Source organism: Chryseobacterium sp. D764, assembly GCF_019317325.1.
In the GTDB taxonomy this organism is placed as follows: domain Bacteria; phylum Bacteroidota; class Bacteroidia; order Flavobacteriales; family Weeksellaceae; genus Chryseobacterium.
The window spans coordinates 3,773,886-3,797,515 of sequence record NZ_CP079219.1 but is presented as its reverse complement, the minus strand read 5'-3'; the positions used below and the strand labels follow the sequence as shown (position 1 = coordinate 3,797,515).

The following is a 23,630-nucleotide window of genomic DNA, read 5'->3' as shown; positions in this document are numbered from 1 at the left end:
TTTTTGTGAAATGAGTCAAAAATGGATTTATAAGCCTGAACCCGATGAGGAAGTTGTGGACAGACTAAGTTCGTCACTTGGTTTTGGTACTTTTGAATCTAAAATCCTCGTTTTAAGAGGGATTGACAACTATCAAAAGGCCAGAGAATTCTTCAAACCGAACTTTAACGATATACATAATCCGTTTTTAATGGCAGATATGCAAAAAGCTGTAGAGCGTATTGCAACGGCTATTGAAAATGGTGAAAAAATATTGGTATATGGTGACTATGATGTGGATGGAACCACTGCAGTTGCTTTGATGTACCTTTATCTCAGTAAAATTGTTGAGAAAAAATATTTAGACTATTATATTCCGGACAGAAATTCTGAAGGATATGGAATTTCTACTGAAGGAATTGATTTTGCCAAAGAAAATGGTTTTTCATTGATCATCGCTCTGGATTGTGGAATAAAAGCACTTGATATGATCAGCTATGCCAGTAACCTGGATATAGATTTTATTATCTGCGACCATCACCTTCCGGGTGAAGAAATTCCTGATGCTGCGGCTGTACTTGACCCTAAAAGAAATGACTGCCGATATCCCTTCAAAGAACTTTCAGGATGCGGTGTTGGCTTTAAACTTTGCCAGGGATTAAATACAATCTATAAATTACCGGAAGCAGAATTATTTGAACTGACTGATCTTCTGGCCATTTCTATTGCAGCTGATATTGTTTCCATGACAGGAGAAAACAGAGTACTGGCTAAAATGGGACTAAAAATACTTAGAAAGACCCGAAATCTGGGACTAAGACTGTTGATTCCTGAGGATAAACTTTCTCATTTTGAGATTTCCAATATTGTTTTTGAAATAGCTCCTAAAATAAATGCAGCCGGAAGGATCTCTCATGGCAAAGCGGCCGTAGAACTTATGGTTTCCGACAATCTGAAACATGCCAATCAGATTGTGAGTGATATCATGAATCTTAACGATGAACGAAGAGAACTGGATATGAATTCCACTCTTTCGGCATTAAACCAAATTATAGAGTCTCAGCAAGAAACAAAACATACAACAATCGTTTATCATCCTGAATGGAATAAAGGAGTGATTGGTATTGTAGCTTCCAGGCTTATTGAAACTTATTATAAACCCACACTGGTATTTACTGATGGTAACAATGGGGAAATGGTAGCTTCTGCGAGATCTGTTTCTGATTTTGATGTGCATGAAGCTCTTGATATGTGTTCGGAATATTTCCTTAAGTTTGGAGGCCATCACGCAGCTGCCGGACTTTCTATGGAAAAAGACAAGTTTGATGCTTTCAAGGAAAGGTTTGAAAAAATTGTTTCTGAAAAAATCAAAGACCATCAAAAAGAACCTTCCATTGCCATTGATACTGAGATTACAATTGATGAAATCAACAGAGAGTTTATCAATTTCCACAGAAAACTGGCTCCATTTGGACCTCACAATATGAAACCTATTTTTACATTGACGGATCAGAAACTGTCTGGTTATGTAAAAACAATGGGAAAAGATAATAATCACCTGAAGTTTTATATCAAGCAGGAATCCACAGGACGAAACATTGAATGTGTAGGCTTCAAACTAGGACCATTTGTTGAAGATTTTAAAAATAAAAATTTCGACCTTGCTTTTACCCTTGAAGAAAACCACTGGAAAGGCAACGTCACTCATTATCTAAATATTAAGGATGTGAAGTTTAGGGATTGAGAATAGGGATTAGGATTTAGCAATAAGGGAATAGGGAAATGCATATGGGAAATTATAAGGAATTAATCGTCTGGCAAAAATCTGTAGATCTCGTTACAGAAATCTATACAGTAACAACAGCTTTTCCAAAAGAAGAACTGTATGGGCTTACAAGTCAGATCCGCAGATCCTCAATTTCAATTCCATCTAATATTGCTGAAGGTCACTCCAGAAGATCTACTAGTGACTATCTTCAGTTTTTGAAAATTGCAAGAGGCAGCAGTGCTGAATTGGAAACCAATTGATTATTTCAAAAAATTTAAATTATTTGAATCCTGAAAATTTTCAAATTTTAATCGAAAAAACATCCGAAATATCAAAAATGCTGAATGTAGTAATTACAAAACTTCAAACTCCCTAAGACCTAATTCCTGCAACCTAACTCCTTGTAACAATGAAAAAAATCGGTTTATTTTTCGGATCATTTAATCCTATTCATATCGGACATCTTATTCTGGCGAATTATATTCTGGAAAATTCTGATATGGATGAGCTTTGGTTTGTAGTGAGCCCACAAAATCCGTTTAAAGACAAAAAGTCTTTACTGAAAGATCATAACAGACTCGATATGGTACAGCTTGCGGTAAAGCACTATCCGAATATGAGAGCTTCTAATGTAGAATTTTCTCTTCCGATGCCAAGTTATACGATCGATACCCTTACTTACCTCCATGAGAAGTATCCTGAATATTCTTTCAGCCTGATTATGGGAGAAGATAACCTGAAGAGTCTTCACAAGTGGAAAAATTCTGATGTTCTGATCAAAAATCATCATATCATAGTTTATCCAAGAGTATTTGAAGGCGAAAAAGCAGATTCTGACTATTTACAGCATGAAAATATTTCTCTGATCAAGGCGCCGGTCATAGAACTTTCTGCCACTGAAATCCGTAATATGATTAAAGACGGCAAAAATGTAAGGCCGATGTTACCTCCTGAAGTTTTTGAATATTTGGATGGTAGCAGTTTTTATAAGTAATTTTGCAAATCAGAAATGAGAGGGTAAAAACTAAAAGCCAGAGAAAGACTCTTACCTTTTAACTCTCACCTCATAACTCAAGAAATGGACTTCATCGAAAAATTTTTCTCAAAATATTCTCAGGAAAAAATCATCAAATGGTTTAAACAGATATGTGTTGCAGAAGCTGTTTCATGTCTTTTACTGTACTGTGTTGCGATGATATGGATCCGATATGATGAAAATTTGTATTCCATTATCTTCATCAGCGTTATTGGCAGTTTACACGGATTATTTTTTACGCTTTACCTTTTACTCTGCCTTCCTGCAAGAAAAATTTATAATTGGGATGATGAAGATTTTGTTTTTGCCTTATTATCTGCATTCTTCCCTTTTGCAACGGTTTGGGTAGACAAAAAACTAGCCCGATTCGACAGAAAATAAATAATATAATAAAAAAAGGACCTTTTCGGTCCTTTTTATTTTGAATAGTATTACATATCCCGTTTTACATGTCCTGTTGCTGTAAAGGTATGATTACCGGAATTATCTGTAAAAGTTCCGTTAACTGTAAAATCAATGTAGTCTCCCAAAGCTCCAAAAGCAGTTATATCAACAACCAAATTCCCGTTATTTGATGTAATGGATCCCCCCGAAAACTCAAACATATAGTTATTGGTAAAACTTGCAGTAATTCCTGTCATATTGTTTTGAGTCATAAAGAAAGTTGGCCCAATTGGATTTGTTGAGATTATTCTTAATTGTTTGGCTGGCAGATTAGGTGATGTAGAAGTAAGACCTGTCCATTGCGCATTGAACGATCCTGACAAATTAATAATAGGTTGATTATCAATTTTATAACTCACAAATTCATTCACAGAGCTACAAGCCATGATATTCCCCAAATTCATAGTAGTAGATGTGGCAGTGAAAGTAACTTCATTAGTACTCAGAAAATTAACGTTATCAAATCCTTCATACCTAAACTGTGGATTTGCTGTGCATGAATACGTATTGAATATAAAACCTCCGTTATTATCTACCGGGACTGACATATACTGGAAATAATTTGTACTTACTGTTGGTTTCAATTCTACATAACCATCACTCACATTGGCATTGGCACATGTTTTCAGAACTCCCTGAATGGTATAGCTGGTAGATGTAGAAGGGTTTACAACAATATCAGAAATAGTCGTTATGACTCCTGTTGGAAAAGGGCCTACGTTCGATGTATAAATTACATTATTACAGACATCATAAACTTTTAAACTAAGAGTTTCACCTGCCGGAACAATTCCGGAAACCACCCCTGCATTATCCGTCATTCCGTAAGTCTCATACGTTTGAGAGCTTCTCTTTAAAGCTACCTTGGTATTAGGTAAAACCTGCCCTGCAGAGTTTTTTACAGTTACTTTCATGGTTGCCTGTTCAAACTGTGCATCATAATTCCACCAGGAAAAATGACTTACTGTTCCTACATAAGCATTTCCAATCTTTGTAGCAGAACCTTCTTCTTTCCACATTCCTGTATCTTCATTATAAGACCATAATGGAATTGTAGTCGGTGAACTGGAAGTTTGTGTGGCATCCACAGGAACAGTTATTTCTGCGGTATGTCCGTTTGCAAGCTGAAGGTTTTGTCCCGCAGTTCCTGTCAACTGTACATGCAGCATTCCAAATGTTTCCATTATTCTGGCATTACCTCCTGAATTGGTTGCCAAAAATGATCCAGGCATTAATTCATTAAGATATTGATTGGATGGTGCTAAATGAAAGACCCCAACACTCACATTTCCTGAATAGGCGTTTCCGTTTGCATCTTTGAAACTTCCGTCAAATTTTACTTTTGTTCCGTTTGGTAATGAAACTGTAGAGGTAGAACCCGTGGTAATTGTATATGTCGTTGTTGCGGGAATCATCATGATATTCACCCTATTTATTCCGTTGGTAGGTACCAAAACCCTCGATGCATTTACATAGCCGGATTTTGTCACTTTTATATGGGCAAAATTTTCTTTTACCGAAGCATTTTTAAATGTAAAGAAACCTTTAAGATTGGTTGTAACTGTACTTGTTCCGATTGTAACCGTTGCTCCTGATACCGGAAGCCCATTCGTATCAAGAACGACACCCTGGAAGTTCTTTTGCGCTGTATTCCCAAAATTATAATTGGATGGAGGGTTTGTTGTGTCGTCCTCTATTTCTGAGAAAGTTTCATTTTTACATGAAAACATCAACACAAACAACAATAATAAAAGATAAAATTTTCGCATATGGTATTAATTTTTAGTTTTTACTAAATTAATAATAAAATGCAATCATTGTTATCTTTTCTGATTTCTCATTAAATTTTTTTTAAAATTTCCATCAATTTCATATTGTCATGTAACAAAAATGAACTTCAAATTGTCTAATTAAGTAATAAAAACATTGAAACTCAAAATTGATATAAAATTTTAGTTACTGATAATCAAATACTTAAATAAAGTTTAAAAACATTTTAAGTACTTTGCATTGCATGATACTAAATTTATTATATATCTTTGTAATGTAAAATAACAAACCATACAAGCTATTAATTAAAAAATAATATCATGAAAACTCAAATTCTTATTGCAGCACTATTTTTCGGTGGACTTGTAACTGCCCAGCAGAAAAAAGACAGTTTGAAAGTAAATGCTATTGATGCAGTGAATATCAAGAAGCAGGTTTTCAAAAAACAAGGAGACCGTTTAGTTTACGATGTAGCTTCTTCATCTATTGCTAAGGGAACCAACACCTTTAATCTTTTGAAACAAACTCCAATGATTTCCAGCATTGATGGAAAAACACTGAAGATTTTGGGAAAAAATGATGCGGTGATCTACATCAACAATAAGAAAACAAATATGGATTCTGAGGCATTGATTGAAATGCTGAAATCTACTCCATCAGAGGATATCCAGAAAATTGAAGTGATTACAGTTCCGGGAAGTGAATTTCAGGTTGAATCCAAAGAAGGCGTAATCAATATTGTAATGAAAAAAAGCAAGAACAACGGTTACAACGGAACGTTGAAAATGCAGAATGAGCAGGCTTATTACAACAACCCAAATGCAGGAGCTTCTTTTAACTTCAGACAAGGAAGGTGGTCCGGTAACTCAAACTTCAGAACGGGAAGCTGGACAGACAGACAAAGATATACGCTCTCTAACGGAGATCCTACATTCAAAAATGAATCATTTGGGTTTAATGATGATCCCAATAAAAATTTTGGCGGAGGGTTTAATGTTGATTATGAGATCAATAAAAAGCATAGTCTTGGTTTTTCCTACAACATGAGATATAATAAAAGTTTCAATTCTGTATTGGATATTACCAACTGGCAAAATGGGGTTTTAAATAACAGAACGGTCAATAATGAAGATGCACAAACCAGAAATCATTCTTTCAATTTAAATTATGAAATGAAAACAGATTCTCTGGGAAGCAGACTTACCTCAAACATTTCTTACTTATGGTTCAACAGAGATAAAGTAAGTTTTAATGAAAGTTTTCCTTTAACTAATGATACCATCAACAAATATTCTGCACTTCATCAATCAGTACCTCAGATCATTAACAACTATGCAGCAAATATCGACTATCTGAAAAAAACGGCTAAAGGCGCAACATGGTTAATGGGAATCAGCTACAATCATACGAACACTGATAATGATACCAAACAAGACAAATTAATAGGTAGTGATTTTGTGATAGATCCTAAACAAACCAATCACTTCATTTATAAAGAAAATATTTTAGGTATTTACCTGAACTATGAACGTAAACTGACTGAGAAAATATCCGGAAAAATAGGAGCCCGATATGAAATGACAAGAAGTACCGGAGAAATTCTGGAAAAAACAGGGTTTGAAAGAAATTACAACAATCTTTTACCTTATCTGAATTTAAATTATGCCATCAATTCTGATCACAATCTGAGCTATACTTTCTCAAGCAGAATCCGAAGACCAAGATTCTGGGAACTCAATCCGTCCAGAACGTATTTCACTCCTACGAATTATACACAGAACAATCCATTTGTTCTTGCTTCAAAATTTTATAATCAGGAGCTGAACTATATGTACAAAAATGCATTTTATGCCAATCTTAGCTTTAATATGGTAGAAGATGCATCTGCCTCTGACATGCTTCCATTACAAGGGACTTTAACAACTCCAGAAAGGGATAAAAATGGAAATATAGTCTATGGTCCAGGCGGAAATATGATCATGCGAACAACTAGATTCCTAAGGTATATAAGAACCAATTACGGTAAAAACAGAGAGCTCGCTCTTACGCTGGGAATGAACAAGTCATGGTTCAAAGACATATGGACAACTAACTATTCTGTTAATTTGGGTTATGTTACCTACAAAGGCGGAGTATGGGAAGATCCAACGTCTCAGCTAGGTCAGTACGAATCCGAGTCACTGGATCCTTATATCATTGATGTAAAAAACTACAATATGTCTGTAACGATCAATAATATTATCAGACTTTCATCTAAAAAAGACTGGTTCTTAGGAGTTAATTACTTCTTTGCAAGCCAGACCGCTATGGAAGGAGGTATGATAGGAGCAAGACAAAGCTTTGATCTTAGTCTGAAAAAAATTGCAGGCGACTGGACCATTGTAGCGGAAGTAAGCGATTTATTTAACCAAAGCTTTTACAGCGTTAAAGGAGTACAGCCAAACGGAAAATATAACAATATAACCAACTTCAACTATCCAAGGCTCATGAGCATCGGGGTTACTTATAATTTCGGAAATCAGAAACTGAAAAAGGCAAGGGAAATGAAATCAGCTAATGATGCTGTAAAATCAAGAACCTAATCTGCACAACTTATATCACAAATCCACTCTTAAATAAAAACAAACATGAAACGTATAATTTTGTCAATGGCTATCGTATTCGGTACTTGTGCATTTGCCCAGGAGAAGAAATCTGATACGGCAAAAACAAAAAATATAGAAGGAGTTACCATTACAAAACAGGTTTTCAAAAAGCAAAGTGACCGTTTTGTATATGATGTGGCAGCATCACCAGTAGCTAAAGGAAATACCACTTTTGACCTTCTGAAACAGACTCCTCTATTGTCTTCCACAGATGATAAAACATTAAAAATCGCAGGAAAAAATAATGCTCTGATCTATATCAACGGAAGAAAAAGCAATATGGACTCTGAGTCGCTGGCTCAGTTCCTGAAAAATACTCCGGCAGAAAACATCCAGAAAATTGAAGTGATTACTGTTCCTGGCAGTGAGTATCAGGTAGAATCATCGGATGGTATCATCAATATCGTTTTAAAGAAAAAAATGAGTGACGGTCTCAACGGAAATATGAGAATGTCTAATACAACCGGTAAATACAACGGAAGTCAGGCCAGTTTCTCTGCCAACTATCGAAAAGGTAAACTGGGAGTGAGCGCCAACCTAAGCGGTGGTGAAAATATAGAGGCACAAACCTACACTTTAAGAAACGGAACTACCAAAACATCTAACGAATCTACGGGAGATATTGATGATCCGAACAAAAATATCGGAGGTTATCTGAATATTGACTATCAGCTGAACGATAAAAGCAACTTGGCTTTATCATGGAACACATGGGCTAATAAAAGTTATAATTCTACCGTAAATCTTTTCAATACCATTAAGACAGAAAACGGAACAAAATATACATGGTCCAAGAATAAAGAAGATGCAAGATCTTACAACAATTCCGTGAATTTAAATTATGAATTAAAGACCGATTCCTTAGGCAGTAAGCTTAATGTAAATGCGGCTTATCTTAATTATAAAAGATTCCAGTTTACAGACAACAGAACACATATGTCTGATGCGAATATGGGAGTTGGAAAAATGACTACACAGTTATTCCAGGATCTTCCACAGATCATTAATAACTTCTCCGGAATGGTAGATTATAATCAGAAATTTAAAAATGATCTGACTATTTCAATAGGGGGAAATTATAATAAAACCAAAACAGACAACGATTCTAAAAACATTACGTATTCTTTTAATCCCGCAGAAGTTCCGGATTCAAGACCGAACCACTTTATCTATGATGAAAATATTTATGGTGCTTATCTGACGATAGAAAAGAAATTATCGGATAAAATCTCTGGAAAAATCGGAGCGAGATATGAAATTACAAACAGTCTTGGAACCTCTGACAATGCCCCTACAGATGAACTTAAAAGGATTGAAAGAAATTATAACAACCTTCTTCCCTATTTGAGCTTCAACTATGCAATCAATGATAAAAACAATATTTCTTATTCCTTTTCAAGCAGAATGAGAAGACCGAGCTTCTGGGAAATCAATCCGGTGAGAAACATTCTGACAGATGATAATTATACTCAGAACAACCCTTTTGTAAAGGCTTCATCTACTTACAATCAGGAATTAACTTATATGTTTAAAAACTCATACTTCCTGATTTTAAACCATTCTTATATTCAGGATGCCATCACTCAGGTTCCGCTGCAGGGATATCCGGTATCTCCTGATGGTACGGTGGGTCCCAATCCTGTATTGAGATATATAAGAACCAATTTCGGAAATAAACAGGAAATGTCTGCAATGGTAGGGGTTCAGAAATCATTCTTCAAACAATACTGGACCACCAACTTCAATATTGGAGTTCAGCATAATATCAACAATGGAAGCCTTGATATGGATCCTACTACGGGAGATCGATTTAGGAATCAGAAGGGCGAAGATATTGTATACACCAACAAGACTAATTCTACCAGTCTTTTGATCCAGACCAACAACACGATCCGTCTTGATAAAAAGAAAACATGGTTCTTTGGAGTTAATTATTTCTTCGTAGACAAGCAGCAGATCGAACTTGGATTACTGAAAAGTTTAATGAGTTTAGACCTCAGCATCAAGAAAGTGTGGAACGAGTGGACCTTCGCAGTTAATGCCAATGATATTCTTAATACCAATATCGTTAAAATTGAAGACTTCCAGGAGAATGGAAATTATAATTACATCCACCAAAACCGTTACAACAGAAATGTGATGGTAAGCCTTACCTACAATTTCGGAAACCAGAAAGTGAAAAAAGTACGAGACATCGAAGGTGCATCAGATGCTATCAAAAGCAGAACAAGATAAAGAACTATCTTTCTTCATATTCAATTAATTATTCTTACAGTATCCGCTGATTCTTTTCAGCGGATTTTTTATATTTAATTGCTATGAAAAAAGATATACATATTATTTCGGTTTGCTTAATCCTGCTTTTTCTATGGATTGGCTGCAAGGAAAAAAAGATAGAACTGGGTAAAAATGCCAGCTTTGATAAAGAAGAAAATATTCATTATGGGAATAGCGATAAGCAGGTCATGGATCTTTATATTCCAAACAAAAAAACAAATACCAAAAAAGAAGTCTTCATCATTATCCATGGTGGAGGCTGGCGCAGTGGAAATAAGTCACAATTGACTTTCTTCACACTTTCTCTGATGCAGAGATTTCCTGATCATATTTTCGTCAACATGAATTATAGACTGGCTTCAGCAACTCAATTTAGACTTCCGAATCAGGCTGAGGATATTAGAAAAGTGACTGAGTTGCTAAAAATAAACTGGGTTACCACCCCAACCTGATTTTATTAGGAAACAGTGCCGGCGGGCATTTGTCTATGTTATATGCCTATCAATTCGATATTGACAAAAAAGTAAAAGCTGTAATTAATATTGTTGGCCCTGCAGATCTATCAGATCCGGGTTTCGGAAATTATCAGGAATATTCTTTTGTGGAAAAAAGGCTTGTAGATCCCGCTGTACCGAAAAAGGGCACAACACGAATAGATTTTGCAAGTCCTGTAAAATGGATAAGAGAAAACTCCCCTCCTACCTTATCTTATTATGGAAATTCGGATCATGTCATACCTTCTACTCAGGAAAAAATCTTAGATTCAGTTTTAAATAAAAATCATGTTATCCATGAGTCTTATCCATTCAATGGTGGACATCTGGATTGGGATAAACAGCCTAATGATGAATTTCTTATCAATAAAATTGAAGCTTTTCTTAAAAGACTAACAAAAAAATAACACGTTCTGATACTTCAAAACGTGTTATTCTTTTATCTATTAATGGTATTTATTCAGATTTTGCAACGGCTGTTCTTTCTGAAACCCCATTGGCATTGAAAGCTTCAATCTGGAAATAATAAGCATCTGTTCTGTCTGCTCCTGTAAAGAAATATTCATTCTTTCCGTATACCATAATGCTTCCATACAATTTATCAGGAGACTTCCCGAAATAGATTACATAGCCGTCTGCATCAGGATTCTGCTGCCACTTCATCCAGATACTTCTTCTTTCACCATATTTCTTGGGATCAGCTCTTAAAGGTACAAATCCCTCAACTTTTGAAGGCTGTTTCCCTGCTCCTTTTCCAAATACCCTGAAACCGCTCAGTGCAAATTTCCCTGTAGGCATTTTCAGATTTTCCATTTTAAGGAAACGGGCTTTTGCAGGCTGCTCCAGTTCTACATAATCGTGAGGAACATCTTTTGTGTTTTTGCTTTTATCTACAATTACACTCCACTTCTTGCCGTCATTGGATCCATAGATCTTGTACTGGTGCATTTTTCCTAAGGTTTTCCCCATAAACTCTGCATCCTGGTCAGCATAATTGATCTGAATGGCATTGATAGCAGAGACCTCACCAAGATCTGTCTGGAACCATTCTCCAGAATTTCCGGTCTTGGCACTCCAATAGGTTTTGATATCTTCATCTACAGCATTATTCGGCTGATATCCACCTAAAGTAGATGAAACCTGAACCGGTTTATTATAATTCAACAGCATCCATCCGGCAAAAAGACCTTTTGTAAAATCTTTTCCCTGTGCATATTGCGGAAGGTATGTGGGGTAATCACCATAAGCTGTATTACAGTACATTACATCATCTTTATCAAAACCTGCCGGCCAAATTCCCAGTCTTCTTTCAAAATTATTTTTAGTGGAGATAAAGATGGTTGAAATGTGCCACCAGTTTTTATAATTGTCTTCAAAAGTAGCTCCGTGACCTGCTCCTCTGGCAAAACCTCCCGGTTTATAGGAAAACGGATTATGCTGTTGGTATTCGAAGCCTTCCAAAGGATTTTTGCTTACGTATACTCCATCAGAATATCCGCTGAATTCTGTTGCCGGAGCACCATACTGCATATAATATTTTCCGTTGTGCTTTGTCATCCATGCTCCTTCCACAAAAGGCTGAAGAAAAACATTATCATTATACTCCCCGAAACGTTCCCAGCCGTGGTCTTCTGGTTTTAATTTAATAATCGGTTTTACAAAACCTTCAGACTGAAGGTTTTTCACTTTCACTTCTGTTCCCAGCAATGGCCATTCATTACTTGAACCCCAGTACAGATAGAGTTTATTTTTATCTTCATCATAGTGGAATGCCGGATCCCACGCTCCTACTTTTAAGGTATCTACAGCAATTTTCCAATCATCTTTTGTAGGATTTGTACTTTTCCAGATCGGAAAATCCTGCTCCCAGGTAGAACCATAAACGTACAAAGTGTCTTTCATAGCCCAAACTGCCGGAGCATTAAGATCATGAGTGTATTTATTGTCTCTGAGAAATTTCCTTTTTACAAACTTCCAGTCCAGCATATCGTCACTGTACCAATATCCTTCCTGATTCGTAGAAAAAAGGAACAGTTTATTCTTAAAATTAACAATCACCGGATCTGCCGTAGCACGGTGTTTTCCCTGTTTAGAAAAAACTTCGAAAGGAGTATAACCATAATCAATATTGATAGGATTACAGAAAGTCTTCTGCTGTGCTCCTGCAATGATTCCGAGAAAAATTGCTAATAACAGAAAGTATTGTCTCATTTTTAGATTTTAAAGATTACCGCAAAGTTAGCTAACTTTTTTTGGTTTTCTCCAAATAAAGCCGTCCAGGAGATAATGAGTAAGCTGAGGCACTACTAATAACGGAAGCAGAAACTGAAACCATTTCTCCGAGATCATCACATTCATGGAAAAATGCTCGTTCCAGACCAGCGTTTCCCACAAAAATTCTTCAACAAAGGCAAATCCCAAAAGAACTCCTATAAATAAAAATACTCCGGAAAAAGATTTAAAAATCTGCATTCCATTCAACGTACTATTTTCCTTTTGCTGTATTTCCCGGATATAAATCAATGCGATATAAGGAATTCCGTGGGAAATCACATTCAGAAAAGTAAAAAGAAGATCATTGTTGAAGTACACGATTCCGAAATACCAGGAAAGGAAAGTTCCGGTAATCAGTGCAGTTTTGGGAATATTAATTCTTTTGGTTTTAAAAGCTTCAAAAACAGTTTTAGCAATCCAAATAATCAGAATTGTAAAATATATGACTGTGATTAAATGAGTATAATCCGGGAGATTTTTAAGCCAGTCAAACTCATTATTGACAAACCATGTAAAGGCACGTGGTGTCATGAACCAATATAACATGGGATAGATTGTTGCGGAATAAACAGCTACCTCATCTATTTTTTTGCTCCAGTTATTCGGTTCAAAACGCGCATAGATTCTCATAAACCCGTATTGCTGGCGTATAAAATGGAAAACTGCAACCAAAGCCAATACCGACCAGAAGGTCAGATTCCCGAATTGAAACAGAATAACACCCAAAATCCAGCTTATAGCAGGAATTCCGAGATAAAGTAATTTATTTTTCTGGATCTCACCTTTTACAAAATAGGTCTTGAACAAGGTAGAATAGACGTGGGCTACATCCACAAAAACAATCAGAAAGAGCCATGTGTAAAAAGAATACTGATTTTCCAGCCCCTGAATCTGTTGCTGAAAAAGAAAAATAATCAGCAATACCAGGAAAGGTGGTGATAAAATAAACCACCAGTCTGTTTTGACATTATGTATCCAGGGTTGTTTCATATAGTAATTTTATATCATTTTTTCTGCAGTCCGGATTCCCTGATAAAAGGCTTCTTCAAAAATAGATATTCCTGAAAGATCGGAATGGGCAAAGAAAATTTTATCTTCAATAGGTTCTTTTGCTGTTCTGGTTTCTTCTCCAAAAATCTGGTTGGGAACCGGCGCGATCATCGCATGCCCTATTTTATGAAACTGCATTTCCAGAACAAAGTCTTCTATCAGAGGGTGTGCTTTCTTCAGATCATTTAAAACTAAATCTTTCAGTTCGGCGTCTTGCATGGCATACAATTTTTTTCTTGCTTTTCTGCAGTCCCCGGTTGAAAAACTTTTGTAATGGGTAATCACCTTTTCACCCATAATCTGGTTAAGATTCTGATGCTGATCAAAGATATAACCCAATCCAGAAGATCCATAGATTACATTATCCCAGGCCAGTTCTTCATCTCCTCCGAATTCATTCCTCAGGGTAATTGTTGTTAAAAGCCAGGGAACATAGTTGAAAGAAGCCGCTTTTTGATGATTGAAAATTCTTTCGTTTACAAACTGTGGTGATGCAAACAGCACTTTATCAGCAATGATTTTTTTTGTTTTTTTCTGGGTATTGTCAAAACTCAGGACCTCAACTTTACCATTGAGCGTTACATCAAAGACAAGATTACCGGACATCTGCTTTCCTTCAGTATATTTTGAGAAATGTTTTGCCAGCCTTGCATTGCCTTCCGGCCATGTGAAAACCTGATCTTTATATTGAGTACTCCAGTTATTCTTTCTTCCAGCGAAATAATGAATTCCCGCCCATGCTGAAACATAATCTATCCCTAATCCGAAATCGTCTCTGCAGGAATAATCCAGAAGCCAAAGAAGTTCTTCGGAGTGATAATTATTTTCTTTGAGCCAGTCTTTGAAAATGAGCTTTTCAAGGTTTACAGCCTCATCTTTTCTGCTTGAATCATGTACCGGGATAGCAAACCAATATTTCCCCTGTGCATCTTTCTTTACACGAAACTCATCCATCAGCTTGAAAAAGCGGTTAAGTTCCTGCTGGGTTTCTGTTGAAATTCCTCTTTGGGGAACAATATCATTCTGCCAAGAGTTTTTATAAAACAGTCTTTCCTGTTGTGGAAAAGTCATTTGGTATTCATCAAGAATGGGCTCTCCGTTCTCTTCCGTTCCAAGACAGATTCCACATTCTTTCAGAAACTCGATGATTTCTGTATTCTCTTTGTTTGGCAATGGTAAATAGTGAGCACCTAAAGGAAATTTTGAAAATGAATTCTGTCCGTTGGAAGAGTTTCCACCGAGATGATTTTCCATTTCAAGGAGAAGGTAATCATTTTCATTATTCAGATTAAAAAAACGGCATGCCGAAAGTCCGGAAATTCCACCACCCACAATAAGATATTTGGTGTGGATAACTTCTGAAAACTGTGGAAAATCTTTTGCCCACAGCCGATGTCCGAGAACATGATTAGTACCCGTAATCCTCAGGAGCAGTGACTTCACCTTCTTTCCGCAATATTGCAAAAAGGGAAGCATAAGGCTACCTAAAAATATAGTTTTAAGAAAATCCTTTCTACTGTACTTTCCCCCACTCTTCATCGAAATAACGAACTAGTATCTGGTTATCCAGACGGTTAACTTCTACTTCTTTCACTTTCATATCTTTACTGAAATAAGACATCTGTGAAAAGTTGTAATCATAAAATTTTAAACCGGGAAGCTTTCTGTAGATTCTGTTGTTGACAGGTTCAAACGAAGCCATAGAAAATCCCCATTCTCCAAAAGACGGAACATAAGTATGATACGCCGCTGTGAAAGGAAAAATCTGATTGATCGTTTTTTCTATACACCAGAATGATTTGGGAGCAAAATACGGAGAAGTGGTCTGAACTACAATTTTAGTGTCCAAAGTCGTCAGTTTCTCCAGTTCTTTATAAAACTGCAGGGAATAGAGTTTCCCTAAGCTGTAATTGGAGGGATCCGGAAAGTCTATGATGATGACATCAAACTTTTTTTTGTTCTCTTTTACCCAAATGTAGGCGTCTTTATTGATTACTTCTACTTTAGGATTGGAAAAAGAACTTTGATTCAGCTTTCGCATGGTTTCATTGGTCTTAAAAAACTGTGTCATTTCTCCATCCAGATCTACAAGCGTTATTTTTTTAACGTCTTTGTATTTTAATACTTCTCTTGCTGCAAAACCATCACCTCCTCCAAGAATCAAAACGTTATCAATGTTTTTTGCCATAGACATCGCCGGATGCACTAAAGCTTCATGATAACGGTATTCATCGGTGGAAGAAAACTGTAAGTTATTATTTAAATACAGACGGAATTCGTGAGTATTTCTGGTGAGAACAATTCTTTGGTAGGGAGAACTTTTGGTATAAACCACATTTTCACCATATAATTTTTCTTCAGAATAAGACAAAATAGTATCAGAAAAAATAAAAAGTCCTACCAATACAATAAACGCTGAAATTGATTTTACTTTTAATGATAGCGGTTTTGACAATTCCTTTTTAAGATAGTAGCAGAGGAATATAGCGATCGAAATATTAATGAGCCCAAAAAACAAAGGTGTTTTTACAATTCCCAGTTTCGGAATCAAAACCAATGGAAATAGAATGGATGCCAGCAAAGCTCCGATATAATCGAATGCAAAGACATTTGAAACTAAGTCTTTAAACTGCACCCTGTCTTTCAGAATATTCATCAAAAGCGGAATTTCCACTCCAACGAGGCATCCTGTGAAGAAGACAAAGAGATAGAGAACACTCTCAAAATGTGCCAGTGTATTAAACAAAGTAAAGAGCACCACAGAGCTGACTCCGCCCACGATTCCAACCAGAATCTCAATCTCAATAAATTTATCGATCAGATTTCCTTTGATGAATTTCGCAAAATAGGAACCTACTCCCATTGAAAATAGGTACACCCCGATAATGAAAGAAAACTGCTTTACAGAGTCTCCTAAAAGATAGCTCGCCAGGGCTCCGGCCACCAATTCATAAATCAATCCACATGTAGCAATGACGAATACTGAAAACAATAAAAGCAGCTCAAGAGGAATCCTCTTCTTATCCATGAATTGCGGCGCTTATAATCATTGAAATTCCTATGATAAATGCTCCGAAGACAATAGCCAGTGCTATATTTTTGTTCTGAGCGATCTCATGCCATGTTTTTTCCGGAGTAAGTTTTTCAATAATGAAATAACACACCAGCAAAATAGCGATTCCTAAAAATGAGTAAAGAACCGAATTGAATATTGGTAATAAATTGATGTTGTCCATAGTTTTATATTTTTATTTGTGATAGTATCTGTAGAATCCTACTCTGGAATGACTTCTTGTGGTTCCATCGCGGTATGTTTCCGTTTTGGCACAGTCGCAGACCTGATTTCCCTGATAAGTAAGATATACGAACCATGTCAGGAAAAAGCTCCCAATCAGGCAGAGTATCCAGTTTTGTCTTATATAGTTTAAAATATTAGTCATCATGATGCAGAATAAGGTGAGTTTGAACTGTTCTTCCATTTATTCACATTAAAGAAATGCTTTCCTATCCACATAGCTATAAACAAAGCGGCCATAATGAATATAATAAATCCGAAGTTCCAGAATGAAACGGGAAGCCAGGTTGCTTTGAGCTGTACATAGGTATTGCTTGAAATGGGATCTGTAGTGAGTTTAGGTGCTTCAGCACTAATCAGGGAGTCTAGCTTTTGAGTCCCGAAAGACGTTTTAGTAAGTCTGGCTACTTCCGAAGTATCTTTTTCCAGTATCTTTCCATCTGTAAAAGATGTGGTTTGCCCGCTCAACAGGTCAGTAATCTCTATAATTCCCGATTTATCCCGTGATAACGTTACCTTTGAATCCGGAGACATAAGACCGGAAAATGCAGGTAAAGAGCCATCCTTCTCTGCAGAAATAAGAAAGTGATACTGCCCGGAGCTTACTCCACAAAGATTAAAATCTTCGGACTGACTTCCTTCTGACCAGCTTTCCCCATCTTCGTAACCATGATACTGTTCGATATCTTTGGAGGTATAGATAATTTCATTGGTTTTTTCATTCACAAGACTCAGCTGAATATTTGCCCAGGAATTATCAACCCCTGAAAATGCATTTACCTTTAATGGTGCCGAACCTCCTGAAAGGGTAAAACTACTGCTCACCATTTCTTTATCCCGTACATCTGTAAAGTTGATGGTCTGCGCAAAAACGGTTTCGTTAGTTCTTGATGTATAAACATAGAGCTGAAACAGACATATCAATAATGCTGCTATACAGAAAATGTTTATAGCCTGTTTGATATCAAAATAATAAGGCTGAACAATTCCTACTCCTGTATAATAGGGCATATGTGCTATTTTAAAAGCTTTTTTAACATCATGTTTTGAAATGTGAACTCCATAAAAATACTGGCTTTTCTTGCTGGTCTTTTCCTGAGAGATCATACGGGTTCCGTTGACATATTCTTTGTAAGTGGCAAGACTAAAATCCACGTGTTCTTCAAAAAAACCGGCTGCAGCTTCAACACTGCACTGAGAGTTTTCGTACCAGCGATAGGTTCGTCCTAGATAGGTTGGTAATTTCGAATTTTTACCTTTAAAATCATCGGGATGCATAGGAATCAGGAAAACCCAATGTCCGTCACTTTCACTCAGGAAAGCATCATTTCCTTTGCTGTCTTTTAGATAATATTCGCGCCAGAAAATATTGTTGCCATATCTTTTGACAATAATAGCAACGACTGTATATTCTTCACCTCCGATTTTTCCTTTTTGGCCAACATCCAACACAACGTTTTCCGTTGGGACTTTCAAATGTTTGATTTGTTTGTTTCCAGCTACATCAATAAGATGAGAACAGGTTTGACAAACATATTCTTCAACAGGAAAGGTGAGATCTAATTTATTTTCTGATTCGCATGCTGGGCAGACATAGTGCATTGTTATCTGTAAATTTTGTGTTTTTGAATGGTATTAGCTTTAAAATACTGAACCACTTCATCTGCAATCTGCTCTACTTTTGTGGTATTGTCCTGTGTATAATTACAAAGGAAAACATCGAAAGTAAGCTGTTTAAATTCCGGCCACGTGTGGATACAAAGGTGAGACTCTTTAAGGATCACTGCAGAAGTAAAACTATCATTCTCAAAAATATGATTGGTTACTCCTACAATTTCTACCTCTTTGGTTTTCAGAATCTCTTGTGTAAATGTGAGAAAACCTTTGCTGTCTAATAACAAATCTTCTGACTCTGTTTCCAAAGTCAGAAGAATATGTAAACCTTTACTTGATAATGGGTTCAATTAATTTTTTCGTAAATATATTATTTTTTTGGAAGAAAAACCTCAGCAAGCATACATCTTGCGCTTCCTCCTCCATTTACTTCAATGGTATTCAGGTCAGAATAGATAATTTCGCAGTATTTTTCAATAGCGACTACCTGATCTGCAGCTAAAGATTGATAAGCAGTCTGGCTCATCACCAGAAATTTCTCACCGTTTTTGTTCTGAACCTGAAGCATATTTCCTGCAAATTGCTGCATCTGCTCTTCTGAAATTTCGATGATTTCTTTTCCGGAACCTTTAATAGTTTCAACTACTTTTTCTCTTTCCAGCTCATCATCAATACAGTCCAGGCAGATTACGACAAACTTATCCGCTACACACATCATTACATTAGTGTGATAGATAGGAAGTCTTTCTGTTCCTACCGTCTGGAATGAATGGAAAACAACCGGAGTGAACCTGAATTTTGCACAGAATTCTCTGAACAGTTTTTCATCCAGCCTCAAAGAAACGGAACCGTAAGCAATTTTATTATCGTGATCGAAAATCATACTTCCCGTTCCTTCCAGGAAATGCCCCTGAGTTTCAGGAAAAGACCAGTCATCAATTTCAGCAACTTCAAAGCCCTGATCTTTGATGCTTTCAATAATATCTTCTCTTCTTTCTACTCTTCTGTTGGAAGCGAACATCGGATATAAAACCACTTTCCCGTCTTTATGGAAACTCACCCAGTTGTTCGGGAAAATAGAATCCGGAGTATGAGGATCCAATGTATCTTTTATGGTGATCACATTGATTCCTTTTCCTCTCAGCTTTCCGACAAAGGTGTTGAACTCAGCCAAAGCTTTCGACTGGATATCAGAACCCGTCTGCTCTACCTGAAAGTAATTGTTTTTCGCTGTCTCAGCGTTGTAACCGAATGCAATCGGTTCTATCATTAATACTGTATCTGTTGTTTGCATTTTTTTTGATTAAAAGATTGAAAAATTAAAAAGATTGAAAGATTAAAAACTCTCTCACTTTCAAACACTAAAACTCTCCTACCTGATTATTCTCTCACAAGCGGCATTGTGGAGCATCTCAACAAACCGCCCATTTTAGAGATTTCTCTATAAGGGATTTCTTCAACGGTCATTCCCCACACGTTTCTCAAATGGTCATTCATTCTGGTGAATGCTTTGTCTGAAACTACTATATCAGGGGCAATAGAGAAAATATTCGGGAACATTTCAAACATTTCTTCATCATTGATATGGAAGCAGTTTTCTTCTCCGAAAATGTCGATAATCAAGCGGTAGTCGCTTTCGTCCACGAATCCGTTTTTATAAATGATACATTTGTCTTCTCCTACCGGATTAAATGTACAATCCAGATGCAGAATTCCTTCAAACGGAACTTTATCATTTTTCTTCAGCTCCAGGTCGATGATTCTTTTCTTTGGAAAATATTCTTTTAAGATTTCAATGGCATACTCATTTGTTCTTGCCGTCTTATAGTTTCTGTAATCTTCGCTGAAGCAGGTTCCGATAAAAATAAAATCATTCCATACGATAACATCTCCTCCTTCAATATGTGCTGTTTCCGGAAGGTTGATAATCTTTCTCCATGCTACTTTCTCAAAAACGCTTTTGTATGCTTCCTGCTCGTCTGCTCTGTCTGCAATCACATTGGAAATGATCATCTTGTCATCAATCACAAAGGCTACATCTCTTGAGAAAACCTGGTTGTAATCTTTGATGATACTTGGACGCAGTACTTCAACGTCATACTTTTTTAAAACCGCTTCAAAAGCGTTCATTTCATTGATAATATCCTCTTCTTTAGGATACATGTTGTGTTCGATTGAGTAATATGACTTTGCGTCATAACTTTCCTCTAGTGTGGGAACTGCCCCCAGTGAATTAGGCTGGCCTAGAACTACTGACTTCAGCCTACCCGTTTCGTTTTTAATGTTTAGTCTCATAAAGATTTATGCAATACTACAAATATAAGTAAAGGTCTCTACCTATAAAACTTTTGGATTATTTTATGTATTAAATTTGATCTCCAAAATCAACACCCTTCAACAAAATTTCCTTGTCTGCACAGCCAACTGTAGTGAATAGCTCCAAAAACATCTACAACTTACTATTTTCCATCTACATAAGAACAAAAAAACAGATAATTCTATTATTTAATTTCCTATATTAGTGATATAATTTTCGCGAAATTATATCTCATAAAACTTAACTATTAACACCAAAAATCAAAGTTATGAACAAGAACAATCCGGTGCTGAAAAACGCACAAAAATTAGGGAGAGAACAACAGAAATCCGTAATGGGAGGTGCGCCAATCTCAACAGGCAGAAGATGCTGTGAGTGGGATGATACAGGAAAATGTTATATCTGGACTTGTGACAGATGCCAATGTCCATAATAAAAACGAAAGCCTGCTTTTTCAAGCAGGCTTTCTTATCTCGCTCTGTTTTCTTCTTCTGTTCTCTGGGTTTCTTTTACCTGATATTTTGAACTTCCCATAGTATAACTGAGTGAAAATACCAATCTGCTGCTATCCCACCAATGGGTAAAACGATTATCCATGATCTGTTTATGACGAAATTCTAATCGTTGGTCATAAGAATCAAGGAGATTATTAAACCCGATTTTAGTGTTCAGTTTATTATCAAACCATGACTTTTGAACTGATACATCTATGGTATACCTTGGTTTGATAATGTAAAGACTGTTCCCCGTTGTAGATTCATAATTAGCAAATACATTCACAGTAAATCCATTTGGAAGGGAAAATACCTGATTGAGCCTCACTTCATAATTGTAGATTTTCAATGCAAAGACCTCATCCAGATAAGGTCTGAATTCATCATTATAATATCCTGTGATCTGACTGGTAACATTCCACCATTTTGTAATTCTGATTGGAAAGCTGGTTTCCAAGACAGCAAAGTTCCGGTAAGGAAGATTTGTTCCCAGATATTCTAATACATTCGTTTCCGGATTGTACAGGGGATAACGTGTCATCACATCTTTTTCTTTTCCAACGGTAAAGCTTGTGATCCAGTTTTTATAACGGTAGGTTGCTTTGATCTGGCTTGTAAAAGAAGGAAGCAGATAAGGGTTTCCTATCCAGTAATTTAGCGGACTAAAATAAAACCGGAACGGATTGAGCTGAGAGAAGACCGGTCTTGTTATTTTCCTGCTGTAAGAAAGGGAAAGTTCGCTGGACTTGTTAAAAGTATAATTTGCACTTAATGATGGCAGCCATTTCAGATAGTTTCTTGCAACAACGGAATCCACAGTAACTGCATTGGAAATACTGTTTGTATTTTCAAATCTCAGGCCTGCATTGATCTGTAAGCTTCCTATTTTCTGTCTGTATGCCAGATAACCTGCCCATATTTTTTCTTTATATAAAAACACATTACTTCTTGCAGGATCAAAGACAAAATGGTTTCCGGCAGACAGTGTATCATACCTGATATTGTTTTGGGTGTCTGAATTGATATATTTAACTCCCGCTTCAACATCTGCATGATCAATTTTCTGCGAAACATCTATCTGGGCAGTATAGATAGTAATTTTATTAATCAAGTCAGACTTCCAGTAAGACAGAAGATTTACTGTGGTCTGATCTCTATTGATAAAATCATCATTCTGTTTATTTTTAACTGAAAGATAGTTTCCTAAAAAACCGAATTTAAAACCTCTATTTTGAAAAGAATAATCGGTGGTAATTCCATAATTATTTTGTGAATAACGGGTAGGACTTTCACTGGTGGTATTCAATATTGTCTGGGTTTCATTTTTATCGGTAGTAAAAAGTGATCCGTTTCGTGAACGGTCATTATTCCTGAAATTACCTCTCAGATTGATCCCTAGTCTGTTTTTATCATTCAGTCTGAAATCGGCTCCCGTCTGAATATTGTACATCTTTCCAAAATCTTCCTGATAGGTATGGGTGCGCATCATATTTGTATTTGCCAGTCGCTGCAAAGCCTGATAACGATAGGTTGAAATACCTTCATTATAACCTGCCTGAAGACTGTATGTCACTTTCCCCGTATGATAAGATGTATTGAATGCATTTTCCCTGTAGTTGAATTTATTAATATACACATTACCATTATAGCTTGCTTTCCAGCCGAGTCCGGTATTCTTTTTTAATTTAATATCAATAATCCCTTTAAATTCGGCATCATATTTTGAAGACGGATTGGTATTCACTTCTACAGATTCTACCATATCCGGGGATAAAGACCGCAAATAAGCCTGCAGTTCCTGATTACTCATCACAACAGGTTTTCCATCAATAAGAACAGCCGGAGCAATTCTTCCGCCAATAAAAATTCCGTCTTCCTGATCCACTGTTACACCAGATGTTTTTCTTAAAACATCAAGAAGATGCATAGACGTTTTAAAGTCTCTGTTTCCGGCAACAGAAACAACGAGGTTTCCATCACTCAATTTCATCTTTCGTGGAGCGGATTGAAGAATGATTTCTGAAATAGTCGTGGTGGAAGATTTTGCCTGAGCCAGAGAATCCGGAACTTTTCTTTTTACAATTTCCTGCGCTTTTCCAAAAATTGAGAGAAATAGCATGAATAACAAGAGCCACAATTTGATTATCATAGATTTTAAATTTTATGAAATCAA

20 protein-coding genes and 1 pseudogene are annotated in these 23,630 nt (G+C 36.3%); 9 read left to right on the top strand and 12 right to left on the bottom strand.

The features are described from left to right. Positions 1 to 10: 10 nt before the first annotated feature. From recJ to KYG33_RS17255, 4 genes and pseudogenes are all read left to right on the top strand, one after another. Complete coding sequence (recJ, locus tag KYG33_RS17270; RefSeq protein ID WP_077413628.1) at positions 11 to 1,723, top strand: single-stranded-DNA-specific exonuclease RecJ; 1,713 nt, start codon at positions 11 to 13, stop codon at positions 1,721 to 1,723. 38 nt (positions 1,724 to 1,761) lie between these two features. Beyond that, positions 1,762 to 2,123, top strand: a pseudogene (locus KYG33_RS22630) (four helix bundle protein). Positions 2,124 to 2,156: 33 nt separating this feature from the next. Then, on the top strand, positions 2,157 to 2,741 hold the full coding sequence (nadD, locus tag KYG33_RS17260; RefSeq protein WP_180565067.1) for a nicotinate (nicotinamide) nucleotide adenylyltransferase: 585 nt from the start codon (positions 2,157 to 2,159) through the stop codon (positions 2,739 to 2,741). 84 nt (positions 2,742 to 2,825) lie between these two features. Beyond that, positions 2,826 to 3,164, top strand: a complete 339-nt coding sequence (locus tag KYG33_RS17255) for a DUF3817 domain-containing protein (RefSeq protein WP_180565066.1) — start codon at positions 2,826 to 2,828, stop codon at positions 3,162 to 3,164. A 50-nt stretch (positions 3,165 to 3,214) separates the two neighbouring features. Here KYG33_RS17255 and KYG33_RS17250 read toward each other — a convergent pair whose 3' ends face one another. Beyond that, the gene (locus KYG33_RS17250; protein WP_219072124.1) at positions 3,215 to 4,996 is read right to left on the bottom strand and encodes a carboxypeptidase-like regulatory domain-containing protein; all 1,782 of its coding nucleotides are present in this window, start codon (positions 4,994 to 4,996) and stop codon (positions 3,215 to 3,217) included. Positions 4,997 to 5,317: 321 nt separating this feature from the next. Here KYG33_RS17250 and KYG33_RS17245 point away from each other — a divergent pair, with 321 nt between their 5' ends. From KYG33_RS17245 to KYG33_RS22515, 4 genes are all read left to right on the top strand, one after another. Next, complete coding sequence (locus tag KYG33_RS17245) at positions 5,318 to 7,579, top strand: outer membrane beta-barrel family protein (RefSeq protein WP_219072123.1); 2,262 nt, start codon at positions 5,318 to 5,320, stop codon at positions 7,577 to 7,579. A gap of 45 nt (positions 7,580 to 7,624) precedes the next feature. After that, positions 7,625 to 9,877 carry a TonB-dependent receptor domain-containing protein gene (locus tag KYG33_RS17240; protein WP_219072122.1) on the top strand — a complete coding sequence of 751 codons (2,253 nt, stop codon included), beginning with the start codon at positions 7,625 to 7,627 and terminating at the stop codon, positions 9,875 to 9,877. Between the two features lie 83 nt (positions 9,878 to 9,960). Then, entirely contained in the window at positions 9,961 to 10,371 is a 411-nt protein-coding gene (locus KYG33_RS22520; RefSeq protein WP_257468823.1) for an alpha/beta hydrolase, read from the top strand. Positions 10,372 to 10,406: 35 nt separating this feature from the next. Further along, positions 10,407 to 10,820 carry a hypothetical protein gene (locus tag KYG33_RS22515; RefSeq protein ID WP_317619681.1) on the top strand — a complete coding sequence of 138 codons (414 nt, stop codon included), beginning with the start codon at positions 10,407 to 10,409 and terminating at the stop codon, positions 10,818 to 10,820. A gap of 49 nt (positions 10,821 to 10,869) precedes the next feature. On the opposite strand, the gene KYG33_RS17230 is transcribed toward KYG33_RS22515, so the two are convergent. The 10 genes from KYG33_RS17230 to KYG33_RS17185 form a co-directional block, all read right to left on the bottom strand. Further along, a complete protein-coding gene (locus tag KYG33_RS17230) occupies positions 10,870 to 12,624 on the bottom strand; it encodes a discoidin domain-containing protein (protein ID WP_219072121.1) in 1,755 nt (584 codons plus the stop codon). A gap of 27 nt (positions 12,625 to 12,651) precedes the next feature. After that, complete coding sequence (locus KYG33_RS17225; RefSeq protein ID WP_077413620.1) at positions 12,652 to 13,677, bottom strand: hypothetical protein; 1,026 nt, start codon at positions 13,675 to 13,677, stop codon at positions 12,652 to 12,654. A gap of 9 nt (positions 13,678 to 13,686) precedes the next feature. Next, positions 13,687 to 15,180 carry an NAD(P)/FAD-dependent oxidoreductase gene (locus tag KYG33_RS17220; protein ID WP_257468821.1) on the bottom strand — a complete coding sequence of 498 codons (1,494 nt, stop codon included), beginning with the start codon at positions 15,178 to 15,180 and terminating at the stop codon, positions 13,687 to 13,689. A gap of 70 nt (positions 15,181 to 15,250) precedes the next feature. After that, positions 15,251 to 16,765, bottom strand: a complete 1,515-nt coding sequence (locus KYG33_RS17215) for a polyamine aminopropyltransferase (protein WP_219072119.1) — start codon at positions 16,763 to 16,765, stop codon at positions 15,251 to 15,253. Then, positions 16,758 to 16,973: a DUF350 domain-containing protein gene (locus KYG33_RS17210; protein WP_077413617.1), complete on the bottom strand. Its 216-nt coding sequence runs from the start codon at positions 16,971 to 16,973 to the stop codon at positions 16,758 to 16,760. Before KYG33_RS17210 ends, KYG33_RS17215 begins: the two co-directional genes overlap by 8 nt. A 12-nt stretch (positions 16,974 to 16,985) precedes the next feature. Then, complete coding sequence (locus KYG33_RS17205; protein WP_175627182.1) at positions 16,986 to 17,180, bottom strand: hypothetical protein; 195 nt, start codon at positions 17,178 to 17,180, stop codon at positions 16,986 to 16,988. Beyond that, entirely contained in the window at positions 17,177 to 18,634 is a 1,458-nt protein-coding gene (locus KYG33_RS17200; protein ID WP_219072118.1) for a DUF4178 domain-containing protein, read from the bottom strand. The genes KYG33_RS17205 and KYG33_RS17200 overlap by 4 nt, the downstream gene beginning before the upstream one ends. 2 nt (positions 18,635 to 18,636) lie before the next feature. Next, positions 18,637 to 18,996 (bottom strand): S-adenosylmethionine decarboxylase family protein, encoded by a 360-nt coding sequence (locus KYG33_RS17195; RefSeq protein ID WP_077413615.1) that lies wholly within the window; start codon positions 18,994 to 18,996, stop codon positions 18,637 to 18,639. 20 nt (positions 18,997 to 19,016) lie between these two features. Further along, positions 19,017 to 19,940 (bottom strand): citrulline utilization hydrolase CtlX, encoded by a 924-nt coding sequence (gene ctlX, locus KYG33_RS17190; protein WP_180565056.1) that lies wholly within the window; start codon positions 19,938 to 19,940, stop codon positions 19,017 to 19,019. Between the two features lie 86 nt (positions 19,941 to 20,026). Beyond that, positions 20,027 to 20,941 carry a dimethylarginine dimethylaminohydrolase family protein gene (locus tag KYG33_RS17185; protein ID WP_077413613.1) on the bottom strand — a complete coding sequence of 305 codons (915 nt, stop codon included), beginning with the start codon at positions 20,939 to 20,941 and terminating at the stop codon, positions 20,027 to 20,029. Positions 20,942 to 21,231: 290 nt separating this feature from the next. Between KYG33_RS17185 and KYG33_RS17180 the strand changes: the two genes are divergently transcribed. Next, positions 21,232 to 21,396 carry a hypothetical protein gene (locus KYG33_RS17180; protein WP_156118387.1) on the top strand — a complete coding sequence of 55 codons (165 nt, stop codon included), beginning with the start codon at positions 21,232 to 21,234 and terminating at the stop codon, positions 21,394 to 21,396. A 35-nt stretch (positions 21,397 to 21,431) separates the two neighbouring features. Here KYG33_RS17180 and KYG33_RS17175 read toward each other — a convergent pair whose 3' ends face one another. Then, positions 21,432 to 23,606 (bottom strand): TonB-dependent receptor domain-containing protein, encoded by a 2,175-nt coding sequence (locus tag KYG33_RS17175; protein ID WP_219072117.1) that lies wholly within the window; start codon positions 23,604 to 23,606, stop codon positions 21,432 to 21,434. Positions 23,607 to 23,630 lie beyond the last annotated feature (24 nt).

Bases quoted from the DNA above. Each gene is read 5' to 3' on its own strand.
- KYG33_RS17185 (WP_077413613.1), bottom strand. From the start codon at position 20,941: ATGAGACTAAACATTAAAAACGAAACGGGTAGGCTGAAGTCAGTAGTT.
- KYG33_RS17255 (WP_180565066.1), top strand. From the start codon at position 2,826: ATGGACTTCATCGAAAAATTTTTCTCAAAATATTCTCAGGAAAAAATC.
- KYG33_RS17180 (WP_156118387.1), top strand. From the start codon at position 21,232: ATGAACAAGAACAATCCGGTGCTGAAAAACGCACAAAAATTAGGGAGA.
- ctlX (WP_180565056.1), bottom strand. From the start codon at position 19,940: ATGCAAACAACAGATACAGTATTAATGATAGAACCGATTGCATTCGGT.
- KYG33_RS17200 (WP_219072118.1), bottom strand. From the start codon at position 18,634: ATGCACTATGTCTGCCCAGCATGCGAATCAGAAAATAAATTAGATCTC.
- KYG33_RS17250 (WP_219072124.1), bottom strand. From the start codon at position 4,996: ATGCGAAAATTTTATCTTTTATTATTGTTGTTTGTGTTGATGTTTTCA.
- KYG33_RS17245 (WP_219072123.1), top strand. From the start codon at position 5,318: ATGAAAACTCAAATTCTTATTGCAGCACTATTTTTCGGTGGACTTGTA.
- KYG33_RS22515 (WP_317619681.1), top strand. From the start codon at position 10,407: ATGTTATATGCCTATCAATTCGATATTGACAAAAAAGTAAAAGCTGTA.
- KYG33_RS17230 (WP_219072121.1), bottom strand. From the start codon at position 12,624: ATGAGACAATACTTTCTGTTATTAGCAATTTTTCTCGGAATCATTGCA.
- KYG33_RS17205 (WP_175627182.1), bottom strand. From the start codon at position 17,180: ATGATGACTAATATTTTAAACTATATAAGACAAAACTGGATACTCTGC.
- KYG33_RS17225 (WP_077413620.1), bottom strand. From the start codon at position 13,677: ATGAAACAACCCTGGATACATAATGTCAAAACAGACTGGTGGTTTATT.
- KYG33_RS17215 (WP_219072119.1), bottom strand. From the start codon at position 16,765: ATGGATAAGAAGAGGATTCCTCTTGAGCTGCTTTTATTGTTTTCAGTA.
- KYG33_RS17240 (WP_219072122.1), top strand. From the start codon at position 7,625: ATGAAACGTATAATTTTGTCAATGGCTATCGTATTCGGTACTTGTGCA.
- KYG33_RS17210 (WP_077413617.1), bottom strand. From the start codon at position 16,973: ATGGACAACATCAATTTATTACCAATATTCAATTCGGTTCTTTACTCA.
- KYG33_RS22520 (WP_257468823.1), top strand. From the start codon at position 9,961: ATGAAAAAAGATATACATATTATTTCGGTTTGCTTAATCCTGCTTTTT.
- nadD (WP_180565067.1), top strand. From the start codon at position 2,157: ATGAAAAAAATCGGTTTATTTTTCGGATCATTTAATCCTATTCATATC.
- recJ (WP_077413628.1), top strand. From the start codon at position 11: ATGAGTCAAAAATGGATTTATAAGCCTGAACCCGATGAGGAAGTTGTG.
- KYG33_RS17175 (WP_219072117.1), bottom strand. From the start codon at position 23,606: ATGATAATCAAATTGTGGCTCTTGTTATTCATGCTATTTCTCTCAATT.